The sequence below is a fragment of the Caldimonas sp. KR1-144 genome (assembly GCF_049446155.1).
Classification (GTDB): domain Bacteria; phylum Pseudomonadota; class Gammaproteobacteria; order Burkholderiales; family Burkholderiaceae_C; genus Rivibacter.
Genome location: NZ_JBMSEE010000008.1, coordinates 75,102 through 89,299, shown reverse-complemented (window position 1 = coordinate 89,299; position 14,198 = coordinate 75,102). Strand labels below are relative to the sequence as shown.

The window sequence follows — 14,198 nt, the reverse complement described above, 5'->3', positions numbered from 1 at the left end:
GAGGTCTTTTGAACCGCCGTCCTTGCCTGCGCGTGTGCGCAGGGCCGAAAGCCGGCGGCGGCAGTTTCGCAGGATCCCGCGGGCGCGGGCACGGGCACGGGCCGACGTCAGCGCCGCGCGGCGCCGACCGGCATGCGCCGGCCGATCCACACGACGAGGCCGACCGCCAGCGCGAAGCCCAGCGTCGCACCGTCGATCGACTCGCCCAGCAGCGGCACCGCGACCAGCATCGAGATGAAGGGCTGCAGCGCCTGCACCTGGCTCACGCGCAGCGTGCCGCCGAGCGCCAGCGCGCGGTACCAGGCGAAGAAGCCCAGCCACATCGAGACGACGGCCACGTAGGCGAAGCCGGCCCAGGCCAACGCGCGCACCTCGGCCCAGGCGATCGGCGAGTGCCACGCCGCCCAGGCCGCCAGCGGCAGCGTGACGGGCAGCGCCATCACCAGCACCCAGCCGATCACGCGCTCGGGCGACATCTGCTGCGACAGCCGCGCGCCCTGCACATAGCCGATCGCCGCGCTGGCCATCGCGAACAGCAGCCAGCCGTCCGCCGCGCGCCAGTGGCCGCCGCCGCGCACGACCGCGTAGGCCACGACCAGCGCCGCCGCCAGCGCACCGCAAGCCCAGAAGCCGCGCGACGCACGCTGGCGCAGCAGCAGCGCGCCGACCACCGCGGTCGCCAGCGGCAGCACGCCGGTGACCACCGAGGCATGCACCGCTTCGACCTCGCGCAGCGCCAGCGCGAGGCCGAGCGGGAAGCCGAACACCACGCCCGCCAGCGTCACCATCAGCGCACCGCGCGCCTCGCGCGGCGGGCGCGGCGCCCGCGTGAGCAGGAGCGTCAGCGCGGCCAGCAGGCCGGCCACCGCGGCGCGGCCGGCGGTCACGAACAGCGGCGACAGCTGCGGCGCGGCGGCGTCGCCGACCGCCAGCCGGGTCGCGACCGGCGTCACCGCAAACAGCGCGACGCCGAGCAGGCCGAGCGCCAGGCCGCGGCGCACCCGCGCGCGCTCCTTTGCGGCCGCATCGGCCCGGCCAATCGGGGAATCGGCAGCAGCGGGGAAGGGAAGCGTCGACATGCGGCCCAGTCTAGGAGCGATGACCGATACAGATGCAGTACAGTTCACCGGCTCAGCCAACATGCTGTACCGGTCGCCCCGCCGGTACAGCCCGACCGCCATGCAGCCCACCCCCGCTCCGCTGACCCGCGACGCCGGACGCACGCTGACCGAGCAGCTGGCGCTGCGCTATGCCGATCGCATCCGCCAGCGGCTGCTCGCGCCGGGCGCGCGCCTGCCGTCGGTGCGCGAGTGCGCCCGCCACCACGGCGTGAGCCCGCACACGGTGGTGGCCGCCTACGACCAGCTGCTGGCGCAGGGCCTGATCGAGGCGCGCCAGCAGCGCGGCTACTTCGTGCGCACACCGGCCGCGGCGGCCGCGCCGCGGCCGGGCGCGGTGGCCGATGTCTCGCCGGCCGAGCGCCTGGCGGCGCCGCTGAACGCCGCGGCGCTGATCCGCGGCATGTTCCATCGCGAGAGCGCGCGCCCGGCGCCCGGACTCGGCGCCTTGCCACCCGACTGGCTCGACCTGCCGGCGCTCGCCGCCGCGCTGCGCCGCGTGAGCCTGGGCGACCGGCTCGCGCCGCTGGCGCTGCAGTACGGCGAGCCGGCCGGCGACATGCGCCTGCGCGCGGCGCTGTCGGTTCGGCTGGCCGAGGTCGGCATCGCCGCGCCGCCGGCGCAGATCGTCACGACGGTCGGCGCGACGCACGCGGTCGACGTGGTCTCGCGCACCCTGCTCGCGCCGGGCGACGCGGTGCTGGTCGACGAGCCCGGCTGGGCGGTCGAGTTCGCGCGGCTCGAGCGCATGGGCATGCGCATCCTGCCGGTGCCGCGCGGCATCGACGGCCCCGATCTCGAGGCGATGCGCGCGCTGGTGGCGGCGCACCGTCCGCGCCTTTACATCACAGTCTCGGTGCTGCACAACCCGACCGGTCTGAGCCTCGCGGCCGCGCATGCGCACCAGGTGTTGCGCCTGGCCGAGCAGGCCGACTTCCACATCGTCGAGGACGACACCTACACCTGGCTCGCCAGCGCGCATTCGCCGCGCCTGTCGGCGCTCGACGGACTGGGGCGCACGATCTACGTCTCGGGCTTCTCGAAGATCCTCGCGCCCAACTGGCGCATCGGCTTCATCGCCGCATCGCCGGCGCTGGTCGACCGCTTCATCGACACCAAGCTGTTGTCGACGCTGACGACGCCGGCCCTGCTGGAGCAGGCGATCGGCGTGACGCTCGAGCAAGGCTTGCTGCGCCGCCACGTCGAGCGCGTGCGCACGCGGCTCGACGCGGCACGCGCACGCAGCGTCGCGCTCGCCGAAGCCGCCGGTTGCGCGCCCGTCACGCCGCCGCGCGGCCTGTTCGCGTGGGTCGACACCGGGGTCGACACCGACCGGCTCGCGCAGTCGCTGCTCGACGCCGGCTGGCTGATCGCGCCGGGCTCGCTGTTCCACGCCAGCCACCGGCCGAGCACGCTGATGCGCATCAACGTCGCGACGTCGCAGGACGCGGCGTTCTGGAAGGCGCTGGACGCGGCGCGCAGGGGGCTGCGGCGACGGTAAGCCGCGCGGCTGGCGCAATCGCACGCCAGCGGCGACACTGAATGCGCCAGCCCCCGTGCGTCGGGGGCCCGGCCGAGCCCCCGCGCCGCCTAGAGTCCCGAGAGCAGTCATCAGGGAGAGCATGGACGAGCCGACCCAGCCGATGGGTGCGCCCGAGTTGTGGCGCGTCAGTACCTATTTGCGGGCGCAGCGCGAAACCGACGCGCAGCGCGGCGCGGGCGCGCCGGTGCGCGACTCGCGCTTCGCCTCGCTGACGCCCTCGCTGCTGGCCGACCTCGATCGTTTCGTCGACGAGCCCGGCGGCCCCGAGCTGCTGGAGGTGATGGCCGCGTGCCTGCGCCACTCCCAGAACCTGGCGCTGCACGTCAAGCGCGGCGAGCACGTGCTGCCGCTGACGGTGTTTCCGCGCGAGCGCGTGTTCCACTGCCCGATCCCGCTGTCGGATCTGCTCGAGTCGCGCTTCGACGAGCTGCACCTGCTGCAGTGCGAGGCCGCGGTGATGCGTCCGCCCGGTGACGAGAACCAGGCCTTGGCCGCGCCGGCAGCGAACTGCCATCCGGTCGGGCCGCTTTTGTGGCAGCTGGCCTTGCGCGGCCCGCGCATGGTGCCGCTGCCCGAGATCGCCGGTCCTGCGGTCTACCGCGTGACGCCGGACCTGGCGCTGCCGGCCACGCTGCGCGGCGCGCTCGGTCCGGCGGTGCAACGGCTGCGCGAGGAGCCGGTGTCGCTGCGCGCGCTGTCGAACTGGCCCGGCATGGACCGCGAGCGCGCGACGCGGCTGCTCAACGCGCTGTACCTGCAGTCGGGCCTGATCGTGAGCCGCGCCCATCCGGCCGCGGGCCACGACTCGTGGTTCGGCATGCTGACCGATTGGTAGCTCAGGTGAGCACCGACAGCGCTTCCCAGCGCTCGAGCAGCTCCATCAGCTCGCGCTCGATCGCCTCGTAGCGCGCCTGCACCTCGGCCACGCGCTGCGGCGTGTCGGTGTACAGCGCGCTGCCCGAAAGCATCTCGCCGAGATCGCGCTGCTCGGCTTCGAGCGCCTCGATGCGCGCGGGCAGCGCCTCGAGTTCGCGCTGTTCCTTGAAGCTGAGCTTGCCGCGCCTGGCCGGCGCCGCGGGTGCCGGCGCAGGCGCACGCTTGGCCGGCGGCGCCTGGGCCGCGTCGCGCTGCGCCTGAAGCGCACGGGCGCGCTCGGACTGCACGAGCCAGTCCTCGACCGTGCCTTCGTATTCGCGCCAGCGGCCCTCGCCCTCGCTGACGATGGTGCTGGTGACCACGTTGTCGACGAAGCGGCGGTCGTGGCTGACGAGGAAGACGGTGCCGGCGTAGGTCTGCAGCAGCTCCTCGAGCAGCTCGAGCGTCTCGATGTCGAGGTCGTTGGTCGGCTCGTCGAGCACCAGCACGTTGGCCGGCTTGGCGAACAGGCGCGCGAGCAGCAGGCGGTTGCGCTCGCCGCCGGAGAGGCTTCGCACCGGCGAGTTCGCGCGCGCCGGCGCGAACAGGAAGTCGCCGAGGTAGCTCATCACATGCTTGCGTTGGCCAGCGATCTCGACCCATTCGCTGCCCGGGCTGATGGTGTCGGCCAGCGTGGCGTCGAGGTTGAGCGCCTCGCGCATCTGGTCGAAGTAGGCGACTTGCAGGTTGGTGCCGGTGCGCACGGTGCCCGCGTCGGGCGCGAGCGTGCCGAGAATGAGTTTCAGCAGCGTGGTCTTGCCGGCGCCGTTGGGCCCGAGGATGCCGACCTTGTCGCCGCGCAGGATCGTCGCGCTGAAGTCGCGCACGATCGGGCGCCCGCCATAGGCCTTGGACACGTTCTCCAGCTCGGCGACGATCTTGCCGCTGCGCGCGCCGGCGTCGACCTCGAGCCGGGCGCGGCCGAGCGTCTCGCGCCGCGCCGCGCGCGCCTCGCGCAAGGCCTCGAGCCGCTTGACGCGCGCGACGCTGCGCGTGCGCCGCGCCTCCACGCCCTGGCGCACCCAGACCTCTTCCTGCGCCAGCAGCTTGTCGGCGCGCGCGAAGGCCAGCGCCTCGTCGGCCAGCTCGCGCTGCTTGGTAGCCTCGTAGGCACTGAAGCTGCCGGGGTAGCTGCGCAGCACGCCGCGGTCGAGCTCGATGATGCGCGTGGCCACCGCGTCGAGGAAGGCGCGGTCGTGGGTGATCAGCAGCACGCTGCCGCGAAAGGCCTTGAGCAGTTCCTCGAGCCAGCGGATCGCGTCGAGGTCGAGGTGGTTGGTCGGCTCGTCGAGCAGCAGCACGTCGGGCGCGGCGACCAGGGCCTGGGCGAGCGCGACGCGCTTCTTCATGCCGCCGGACAGCGGGCCGACCTTGGCGTCGGCGGCCAGGCCCAGCCGCGCCAGGGTCTCGGTGACGCGCTGCTCCCAGGTCCAGCCGTCGAGCGCCTCGATGCGCGTTTGCAGCGCGTCGAGGTCGTCGCCGGGCGCATGGGCCTCGTAGCGCGCGCGCAGCGCCTTGGCCTCGGCGAGGCCGACGCTGACGGCGTCGAACACCGTCGCTTCGGCGTCGAGCTGCGGCTCTTGCGCCACCAGCGCGAGCCTCAGGCCCTGTTGCAGCTGCAGCGTGCCATCGTCGGGCTTCTCGAGCCCGGCAATGATCTTCAGCAGCGACGACTTGCCGGTGCCGTTGCGGCCGATCAGGCCGACGCGCTCGCCGGCTTCGAGGGAGAAGGATGCGCCGTCGAGCAGCGCGACGTGGCCGAACGCGAGATGCGCGTCGGAAAGGGTCAGCAGGGCCATGGGCGCGATTGTCCCGCGCCCTGGCGTGCCGCTACTCGGCCGTGGTCGGATCGATCGTCGCGCGCACGCGCGAGATGCGGCTGGCCGGAAAGCCGCTGAGCTCGGCATGGCGCTGCACGGTGGCCTCGTCCGGCGCGATGTACAGGCAGTACAGGCGATCGGCGGTCACGTAGCTGTGCAGCCACTGGATCTCCGAACCCATTTCGCGCAGCACCTCGGCCGACTTGCGCGAAGCCTCGCGCAGCTCGACAGCGTTCAGGGCACCGGCGCCCGGCATGTCGCGCTCGATCAGGTACTTGGGCATGGCAAGCCTCCTGCGCATCAGCAAGAAGCCGGCACAGTACGCCGATCGCGCAGATCAGGCCAGCGCCTGCTCCAGCGCGTCGATGAAGCGGTGCGCGACGTCCCAGCCGGTCTGCTGCGTGATCTCCTGGAAGCAGGTCGGGCTGGTGACGTTGATCTCGGTCAGGCAGTCGCCAATGACATCGAGCCCCACCAGCAGCAGGCCGCGCGCGGCGAGCACGGGGCCGAGCGCCTCGGCGATCTCGCGGTCGCGCCTGGTGAGCGGCTGCGCGACGCCGCGGCCGCCCGCCGCGAGGTTGCCGCGCACCTCGCCGCCTTGCGGAATGCGCGCCAGCGAATACGGCACCGGCTCGCCGCCGATCACGAGGATGCGCTTGTCGCCCTTGTCGATCTCAGGCAGGAAGCGCTGCACCATCAGGGTACTGCTGCCGAAGCGGTTGAGCGTCTCGATGATGGAGCCGAGGTTGAGGCCGTCTTCGCGCACGCGGAAGATGCCCATGCCGCCCATGCCGTCGAGCGGCTTGAGGATCACGTCGCGATGCTCGGCATGGAAGGCGCGCACGTCGGCGGCGTCGCGCGTGACGAGCGTCGGCGAGATGAACTCGGGAAACTCCAGGATCGCGAGCTTCTCGGGATGGTCGCGCAGCGCTCGCGCGCGGTTGAACACGCGCGCGCCCTCGCGCTCGGCCTGCTCGAGCAGGTGGGTCGCGTAGAAGTACTCGCTGTCGAAGGGCGGGTCCTTGCGCATCAGCACCGCGTCGACGTCTGCCAGCGCCACCGCCTGCGGCTCGCCGGCGCGGTACCAGTCGTGCACGTCATGGCCGGGGCGGCCGGTGTGGCCGGTCAGCACGATCTCGCGCGCGGTCGCGCTGACGCGCCCGCCGCGCAGCCAGCGCAGGTCGCGCTGCTCGCAGGCGAGCAGCGCGTGGCCGCGCGCGGCGGCCTCGCGCATCATCGCGAAGGTCGAGTCCTTGTAGGTCTTGAAGCCGTCCAGCGGATCGGCGACGAACAGCAGTTTCTTGCTCATGCGCGTGCACCCCATCGAGGCCGCCACTGTTGCACAACCAGCGCGATCGCGCCGGCGACCACACCCCAGAACGCCGCGCCGATGCCGGCGATCGTCACGCCCGACAGCGTGACGAGAAAGGTGATCAGTGCGCTCTCGCGGTGTGCGTCGTCCTTGAGCGCCATCGCGAGCGCGGCGCCGATCGTGCCCAGCAGCGCCAGCCCGGCGATCGCCACCACCAGCTCGCGCGGAAAGGCGCTCAGCACGCCGGTGACCGCGGCACCGAACAGGCCGATCACGCAGTAGATCGCGCCGCACACCGCGGCAGCGGTGTAGCGCCGCGCCGGGTCGGCGTGCGCCTCGCGGCCCATGCAGATCGCCGCGGTGATCGCCGACAGGTTGAGCGCAAACGCGCCGAACGGTGCGAGCACCAGCGTCGCGAGCCCGGTGATCGTGATGAGGCGCGAGACGGGCATCTCGTAGCCCGAGCCGCGGATTGCCGCGACGCCGGGCAGGTTCTGCGAGGCCATCGTCACGACGAACAGCGGCAGCGAAAGGCTCACGACCGCGGCGAACGAGAAGCGCGGCATCGTGAACACCGGCTCGGCGAGCTTCCACTCGATCACCTCGGTGCGCAGCTGGCCCTGCGAGGCGACGAAGGCGATCGCCAGCAGCAGCACCACCGGCACCGCATAGCGCGGCCAGAGGCGCCGGCCGACGAGGTAGGCCGCGAGCATGCCGGTGACCAGCGGCAGCGCGCTCTTGGCAGCGCCGAACGCGTCGATGCCGAAGCGCGCGAGCACGCCGGCCAGCAGCGCCGAGGCGATCGCCATGGGGATGCGGTTCATCACGCGCTCGAACCAGCCGGTGGCGCCGGCCAGCGTGATCAGCGCGCCGCAGACGAGGAAGGCCCCCACGGCATCGGCCATCGTGTAGCCGGCGCCCGCGGTCGCCAGCACCGCGGCGCCCGGCGTCGACCAGGCCACCATCACCGGTTTGCGCCACCACAGCGCTGGCAGCAATGTGCACAAGCCCATGCCCAGGCCCAGCGCCCACATCCACGAGCTGATCTGCGCGGGCGTCGCGCCGAAGGCCTGCGCGGCCTGGAACACGATGGCCACCGAACTGGTGAAACCCACCAGCACGGCGACGAAGCCGGCGGTGGCGGCGGGCAGGGAGAGGTCGGCGAGGAAGCGGCGCATGGGCCGCGAGTATCGGCGCGCGGCCTCGGCGCAGCGATCGCGGGGGATTGCCCCGCCGGTCTCAGATTTCGACCTTGGAGCCGAGCTCCACCACCCGGTTGGTCGGCAGGCTCAGGAAGTCCGCCGCCGCGGTTGCGTTGCGGTGCATGCTCGCGAACAGCTTCTCGCGCCACGGCGCCATGCCCGACCCGAAGGTCGGGATCACGATGTCGCGCGAGAGGAAGTAGCTGGTCTCCATGTCGTCGAGGTTGATGCCGCTGGTGGTGAGCAGCTGCAGCGCCTCGGGCACGTCGGGTTCGTTCTTGAAGCCGAAGTGCAGCGTGACCTGCCAGCAGTCGTTGCCCAGCGACTCGACCTCGACGCGCTTGCCGAAGCCGATCCAGGGCACCTCGTGGTGCTTGACCGTGATGAACAGGTTCTGCTCGTGCAGCACCTTGTTGTGCTTGAGGTTGTGCAGCAGCGCATTGGGCGTCGAACCCTTCTCGGCCGACAGGAACACCGCCGTGCCCGGCACGCGCGTGGGCGGGCTGATGAACACCGAGTCGAGGAAAGTCTGCAGGTCGATCGACTCGTCGCGCAGGCGCACGCTCATCAGCCTGCGGCCTTGCTTCCAGGTCATCATCAGCGTGAACATCGCCGCGCCGATGAGCAGCGGGAACCAGCCGCCGTCGAAGATCTTGACCGCGTTGGCGGCAAAGAACAGGGCATCGACGAGGAAGAAGAAGCCGGTCGCCGCCACGCACAGCAGCCACGGGAATTTCCACGCGTAGCGGATCACGAAGAAGGTCATCGTCGTCGTGATCAGCATGTCGACCGTGACCGCGATGCCGTAGGCCGACGCCAGCTTGGTGCTCGAGCCGAAGAACACCACCGCGAGCACGATGCACACGTACAGGCCCCAGTTCACGAACGGCACGTAGATCTGGCCGGTGTCCTTGACCGAGGTGTGCGTGATGCGCAGGCGCGGCAGGTAGCCGAGCTGGATGGCCTGCTTTGTGACCGAGAACGCCGCCGAGATCAGCGCCTGCGAGGCGATCACCGTCGCCGCAGTGGCCAGGCCGATCAGCGGAAACAGCGCCCACGGCGGGGCCATCTCGTAGAACGGGTTCTTCAGGTTCTCGGGATGCTCGAGCAGCATCGCGCCCTGGCCGAAGTAGTTCAGCAGCAGCGCCGGCATCGCCAGCCCGAACCAGGCCAGGCGGATCGGACGCTTGCCGAAGTGGCCCAGGTCGGCATAGAGCGCCTCGGCGCCGGTGACGCACAGCACCACCGCACCGAGCGCCACGAAGGCCACGCCTGGGTGGCCCCAGATGAACGCCAGCGCGTGGTGCGGGCTCAGCGCCTCGAGCACCGCCGGGTTATGGACGATGTGCGGCAACCCCAGCAGGGCCAGCACGACGAACCAGACCGCGGTGATCGGGCCGAACAGACGGCCGATGCCGCCGGTGCCGAAGCGCTGCGCCGCGAACAGCAGCGTCAGCACGACCAGGGTGACCGGCACGACGTAGCGATGCAGGCCGGGCGCCGCGACCTCCAGGCCTTCGACCGCCGAGAGCACCGAGATCGCCGGCGTGATGACGCCGTCGCCGAAAAAGATGGCGGTGCCGAAGATGCCGACCATCAGCAGCCAGCGCCGCAGCCGCGGCTTGTGGCGCACCGCGCTCGAGGCCAGCGCCAGCATCGCGATCAGGCCGCCCTCGCCGTTGTTGTCGGCGCGCAGGATCAGCACCACGTACTTGATCGAGACGATGACCGTGAGCGTCCAGGTCACCAGCGACAGGATGCCGAAGATGTTGTCCGGCGTGATCGCCAGCTGGCCGTGGGTGAAGACTTCCTTCAGCGCGTACAGCGGGCTGGTGCCGATGTCGCCATAGACGACGCCGATGGCGCCGAGGGTCAGCGCGGCCAGCTTGGCGCCGCTCGGCGGTTGGGCTTGGGAAACGGTCACGACCGGGGGAGGGGCTTTCGCAAAGGGCGCCATTGTGCGCCCGCCTTTCGGCCGCCGGTCAGCCCCCGCCTGGCGCCGATGTTGCGGCGCAGCAACTCACCATCCTCCCGTCGCAAGCCCTCGGGGGCAGCGAGCGAAGCGAGCGTGGGGCCCGTCTACTCGTAGATCTCGGCGTCCGGGTCGTGCGCCTCGAGCTCGTAGCTCGCCGCCAGCATCGCCAGCCGGCCGATCACGCCGTACATGTAGAAGCGGTTCGGCGCGCTGACGCCGGGCTTCTCGCCCGGCTTGGGCAGGTGATACGCCTCGGCGAAGGCCAGCGGCACGAAGCTCGCGCCCGGCGCATTGAGGTTCTCGTCGATGCCGCGCTCGGCATGCACGCGGTAGAAGCCGCCGACCACGTAGCGGTCGAGCATGTAGACCACTGGCTCGGCCACGGCGTCGTTGACGCGCTCGTAGGTCGGCACGCCTTCCTGGATGATGACCTCGGTGACCTCCTGGCCGTCCTTGATCACGCTCATCTTGTTGCGCGTGCGGCGGTTGAGTTCGTCGAGGTCTTTCGCATCGCGCACGGTCATGATGCCCATGCCATACGTGCCGTTGTCGGCCTTCACGACGACGAAAGGCTTCTCCTGGATGCCGTATTCCTTGTACTTGCGGCGGATCTTGCCGAGCAGCGCATCGGCATTGCTCTGCACGCACTCGATGCCCGAACCCTCGCTGAAGTTGACCTTGCCGCAGCTGGCGAACATCGGGTTGATCAGCCAGGGGTCCATGCCCAGCAGCTTGGCGAACTTCTTGGCGACTTCCTCGTAGGCCTCGAAGTGCTGGCTCTTGCGCCGCACCGCCCATCCCGCATGCAACGGCGGCAGCAGGTACTGCTCGTGCAGGTTCTCCAGCACCTTGGGAATGCCGGCCGAGAGGTCGTTGTTGAGCAGGATCGTGCAGGGATCGAAATCCTTAAGCCCCAGGCGGCGCTTGTCGCGCACCAGCGGCTCGACGGTGACCGTGCTGCCGTCGGCCAGCGTCAGCGGCGTCGGCTCGGTGATGCTCTCGTCGAGCGTGCCCAGGCGCACATTGAGGCCGGCCAGCGAGAAGATCTGCATCAGCTGCTTCACGTTCGCCAGGTAGAACGTGTTGCGCGTGTGCTTCTCGGGAATGAGCAGCAGGTTCTTGGCCTCGGGACAGATCTTCTCGATCGCCGCCATCGCCGCCTGCACCGCCAGCGGCAGCATCTCGGGCGTGAGGTTGTTCCAGCCGCCGGGGAACAGGTTCGTGTCGACCGGCGCGAGCTTGAAGCCGGCGTTGCGCACGTCGACCGAGGTGTAGAACGGCGGCGTGTGCTCCATCCATTCGAGCCGGAACCAGCGTTCGATCGCCGGCATGGACTCCAGGATGCGCTGCTCGAGCTCGTTGATCGGACCGTTCAGCGCGGTGATGAGATGCGGAACCATGGAGACACTCCGGCACAGCTTGGGACAAGGATTCTAGGCAGCCGACGTTCCCAGGTGAGGGCGTGGGGCCGCTTTCCAAGCGCGCATGAAAAAAGGCCGCCCCGGAGGGCGGCCTCGTTGCGCCGAGAAGCGGCGGCTTACTTGCGAGCTTGCTTACTTGCTGTACGCGGTCTCGCCGTGCGAGCTGATGTCCAGGCCCTCGCGCTCTTCTTCCTCGGTGACGCGCAGGCCGATCACCAGGTCGGTGATCTTGTACGACACCGCCGCGACCACGCCCGACCACACGATGGTCAGCAGCACGGCCTTGAGCTGGATCCAGAACTGGCCGGCGATCGAGTAGTCGGCAGCGCTGATCACGGTGGCCGTGACCCAGTCGCTGACGAAGCCCGGGCCGCCGAGCGAGGGCGAGTTGAACACGCCGGTCAGCAGCGCGCCGACGATGCCGCCGACGCCGTGCACGCCGAACACGTCGAGCGAGTCGTCCGCGCCGAGCAGCTTCTTCAGGCCGCTCACGCCCCACAGGCAGGCGAAGCCGGCGATGAGGCCGATGACCAGGCCGCCGACGATGCCGACGTTGCCCGCGGCCGGCGTGATCGCGACGAGGCCGGCGACGGCGCCCGAAGCAGCACCCAGCATCGAGGCCTTGCCCTTGATCAGCGCCTCACCCACGCACCAGGCCAGCACCGCGGCCGCCGTGGCGCCGAAGGTGTTGACGAAGGCCAGCGCGGCGCTGTTGCCGGCTTCGAGCGCCGAGCCGGCATTGAAGCCGAACCAGCCCACCCACAGCAGCGAGGCACCGACCATCGTCAGCGTCAGCGAGTGCGGCGTGAAGGCTTCCTTGCCGTAGCCCACGCGCTTGCCGACCATGTAGGCACCAACCAGGCCCGCGACCGCGGCGTTGATGTGCACCACGGTGCCGCCCGCGAAGTCGAGCGCGCCCCATTGCCAGATCAGGCCGGCCTTGCCCGTGAGGGACTCGACCTGGTCAGCCGCGGTGTAGGCGTCCGGACCCATCCAGAACCAGACCATGTGCGCGATCGGCAGGTAGCTGAAGGTGAACCACAGCACCATGAACAGCAGCACGGCCGAGAACTTGATGCGCTCGGCGAACGCGCCGACGATCAGGCCGCAGGTGATGGCCGCGAACGTGGCCTGGAAGGCGACGAACACGATCTCCGGGATCACCACGCCCTTGCTGAAGGTCGCGGCCATCGAGAACGCGCCGGTCGAGGCGTCGAAGGTGCCCTTGAGGAACAGCCGGTCGAGGCCGCCGATGTAGGCGTTGCCCTCGGTGAACGCGAGGCTGTAGCCGTACACGAACCACAGCACCGTGATCAGCGAGAACACGACGAAGACCTGCATCAGCACCGACAGCATGTTCTTGCTGCGCACCAGGCCACCGTAGAACAGCGCCAGGCCGGGGATCGACATCATGATCACCAGCAGGGTCGACACGAGCATCCACGCGACGTCGCCCTTGTTGGCGGTCGGCGCGGGCGCCGCGGCGGCGGCTTCGGAAGCTGCGGCCGCAGGAGCCGATGCGGCTTCAGCGACAGCCGCGACCGAAGCCGCGGCGGCGGGCGCCGAGGCGGCGTCCTGGGCGAACGCGGCCCCGGCGAAGCCGAGCGCCGCCACGCCGAACGCCACCGAGGCGGCGAGGGAGGCAATGAGTTTTCTCATCATGGTTGTCTCTTGGCTTTGATGGTGGTGCCGCTTCAGAGCGCGTCCTTGCCGGTCTCGCCGGTGCGGATGCGGATCACCTGCTCGAGGCCGGTGACGAAGATCTTGCCGTCGCCGATCTTGCCGGTGCGTGCCGAGCCTTCGATGGCCTCGATCACGCGCTCGACGATCGCGTCGTCGACGGCCGCTTCGATCTTGACCTTGGGCAGGAAGTCGACCACGTACTCCGCGCCGCGGTACAGCTCGGTGTGGCCCTTCTGACGACCGAAGCCCTTGACTTCGGTCACCGTGATGCCCTGGACGCCGATGGCGCTCAGAGCTTCACGCACTTCGTCGAGCTTGAACGGCTTGACGATGGCGGTCACCATCTTCATGGAGGTTCTCCTGAGGGAAAAGCGGGGGGTTAGAAGCTCTTGCCGATCGACACCACGACCGTGCCGTCGCTGATGTTGCGGGCGTTGAGGCTGGCGATGCCGCCGGTGAGGTCGCGGTTGGTGCCGATGTAGCTGGCGCCCAGCGCCCAGCCGCTGAGGTCGTAGGTCACGCCGACCTTCCAGTCGACGATCGAGTCGTGCGGACCGCTGCCGTCGATCTCGACCACGCGGGCGTTCTTCTTCAGGCCTTGGTAGCCGACGTGGCCGACGAAGTTGAAGCCCTCGGCCAGCGGCCAGGTGAAGCCGGCGTCGAGGTAGTAGCTGTTCTTGGAATCGTCGATGCCGAAGAAGTCGCTGACGGCATGCGAGTACTTCAGCGAGAACGGGCCGTAGCTGCCGCCGACGTAGATCTCGGTGTTGTCGATCTTGAACGTGCCGCCCGCGCCGCTGCCCGGGTAGTAGTAGTACAGCACGCCGACGTCGTAGGCGAAGTCCCCGACGGCACCCTTGTAGCCGCCGTAGAAGTCCATCTCGAGGTTGGCGCCGTTGAAGAAGCCGGCGTCGATGTTCGAGTTCCAGTTGCCGGCGTAGAAGCCCGAGCTGTGCGCGACGTCGAAGCCGCCCTGGAAGGCCGGCTTCTTGTTGGTCTGCGAGACGCCGCGGAAGCGGTAGTCCGAGAACAGGCCGGCGTTGCCGGTGATGGTCCAGTCGGCCGCATGCGCGAGGGTGGGCAGTGAAGCGGCCAGGGCCGCGGCCAGCGCCACTTTCTTCAGCGGGAACGTCATCGGTCGATCTCCAGAAGTGGTGTGTAGGTTGGACGGACAGGAGGGCGAGGGCGCTTTGCATGATCCGTGCCACT

The 14,198-nt window shown here is 70.1% G+C and carries 12 protein-coding genes; 2 read left to right on the top strand and 10 right to left on the bottom strand.

Annotated elements, in window-relative coordinates; genetic code table 11:
- Positions 1-107: 107 nt before the first annotated feature.
- On the bottom strand, positions 108-1,079 hold the full coding sequence (locus ACO2TI_RS18065) for a DMT family transporter (RefSeq protein ID WP_423286536.1): 972 nt from the start codon (positions 1,077-1,079) through the stop codon (positions 108-110).
- A gap of 100 nt (positions 1,080-1,179) precedes the next feature.
- On the opposite strand from ACO2TI_RS18065, the gene ACO2TI_RS18060 reads away from it, so the two are divergent.
- Both ACO2TI_RS18060 and ACO2TI_RS18055 read left to right on the top strand, forming a co-directional pair.
- Positions 1,180-2,619: a PLP-dependent aminotransferase family protein gene (locus ACO2TI_RS18060; RefSeq protein WP_423286534.1), complete on the top strand. Its 1,440-nt coding sequence runs from the start codon at positions 1,180-1,182 to the stop codon at positions 2,617-2,619.
- 121 nt (positions 2,620-2,740) lie between these two features.
- Entirely contained in the window at positions 2,741-3,496 is a 756-nt protein-coding gene (locus ACO2TI_RS18055) for a hypothetical protein (RefSeq protein WP_423286533.1), read from the top strand.
- A 1-nt stretch (position 3,497) separates the two neighbouring features.
- On the opposite strand, the gene ACO2TI_RS18050 is transcribed toward ACO2TI_RS18055, so the two are convergent.
- The 9 genes from ACO2TI_RS18050 to ACO2TI_RS18010 form a co-directional block, all read right to left on the bottom strand.
- Positions 3,498-5,375: an ATP-binding cassette domain-containing protein gene (locus ACO2TI_RS18050; RefSeq protein ID WP_423286532.1), complete on the bottom strand. Its 1,878-nt coding sequence runs from the start codon at positions 5,373-5,375 to the stop codon at positions 3,498-3,500.
- A 31-nt stretch (positions 5,376-5,406) separates the two neighbouring features.
- Positions 5,407-5,679, bottom strand: a complete 273-nt coding sequence (locus ACO2TI_RS18045; protein ID WP_423286531.1) for a DUF4242 domain-containing protein — start codon at positions 5,677-5,679, stop codon at positions 5,407-5,409.
- Positions 5,680-5,733: 54 nt separating this feature from the next.
- Positions 5,734-6,705 carry a glutathione synthase gene (gene gshB, locus ACO2TI_RS18040; RefSeq protein ID WP_423286530.1) on the bottom strand — a complete coding sequence of 324 codons (972 nt, stop codon included), beginning with the start codon at positions 6,703-6,705 and terminating at the stop codon, positions 5,734-5,736.
- Positions 6,702-7,886 (bottom strand): benzoate/H(+) symporter BenE family transporter, encoded by a 1,185-nt coding sequence (locus ACO2TI_RS18035; RefSeq protein WP_423286529.1) that lies wholly within the window; start codon positions 7,884-7,886, stop codon positions 6,702-6,704. The genes gshB and ACO2TI_RS18035 overlap by 4 nt, the downstream gene beginning before the upstream one ends.
- Before the next feature lie 61 nt (positions 7,887-7,947).
- Positions 7,948-9,834 (bottom strand): potassium transporter Kup, encoded by a 1,887-nt coding sequence (locus tag ACO2TI_RS18030; RefSeq protein WP_423286527.1) that lies wholly within the window; start codon positions 9,832-9,834, stop codon positions 7,948-7,950.
- A 155-nt stretch (positions 9,835-9,989) separates the two neighbouring features.
- Entirely contained in the window at positions 9,990-11,285 is a 1,296-nt protein-coding gene (gene gshA / locus ACO2TI_RS18025) for a glutamate--cysteine ligase (protein WP_423286525.1), read from the bottom strand.
- Between the two features lie 153 nt (positions 11,286-11,438).
- Positions 11,439-12,965: an ammonium transporter gene (locus tag ACO2TI_RS18020; RefSeq protein ID WP_423286737.1), complete on the bottom strand. Its 1,527-nt coding sequence runs from the start codon at positions 12,963-12,965 to the stop codon at positions 11,439-11,441.
- A gap of 35 nt (positions 12,966-13,000) precedes the next feature.
- Complete coding sequence (locus ACO2TI_RS18015) at positions 13,001-13,339, bottom strand: P-II family nitrogen regulator (RefSeq protein WP_423286523.1); 339 nt, start codon at positions 13,337-13,339, stop codon at positions 13,001-13,003.
- 29 nt (positions 13,340-13,368) lie between these two features.
- Positions 13,369-14,124, bottom strand: a complete 756-nt coding sequence (locus ACO2TI_RS18010) for a TorF family putative porin (RefSeq protein ID WP_423286521.1) — start codon at positions 14,122-14,124, stop codon at positions 13,369-13,371.
- Positions 14,125-14,198 lie beyond the last annotated feature (74 nt).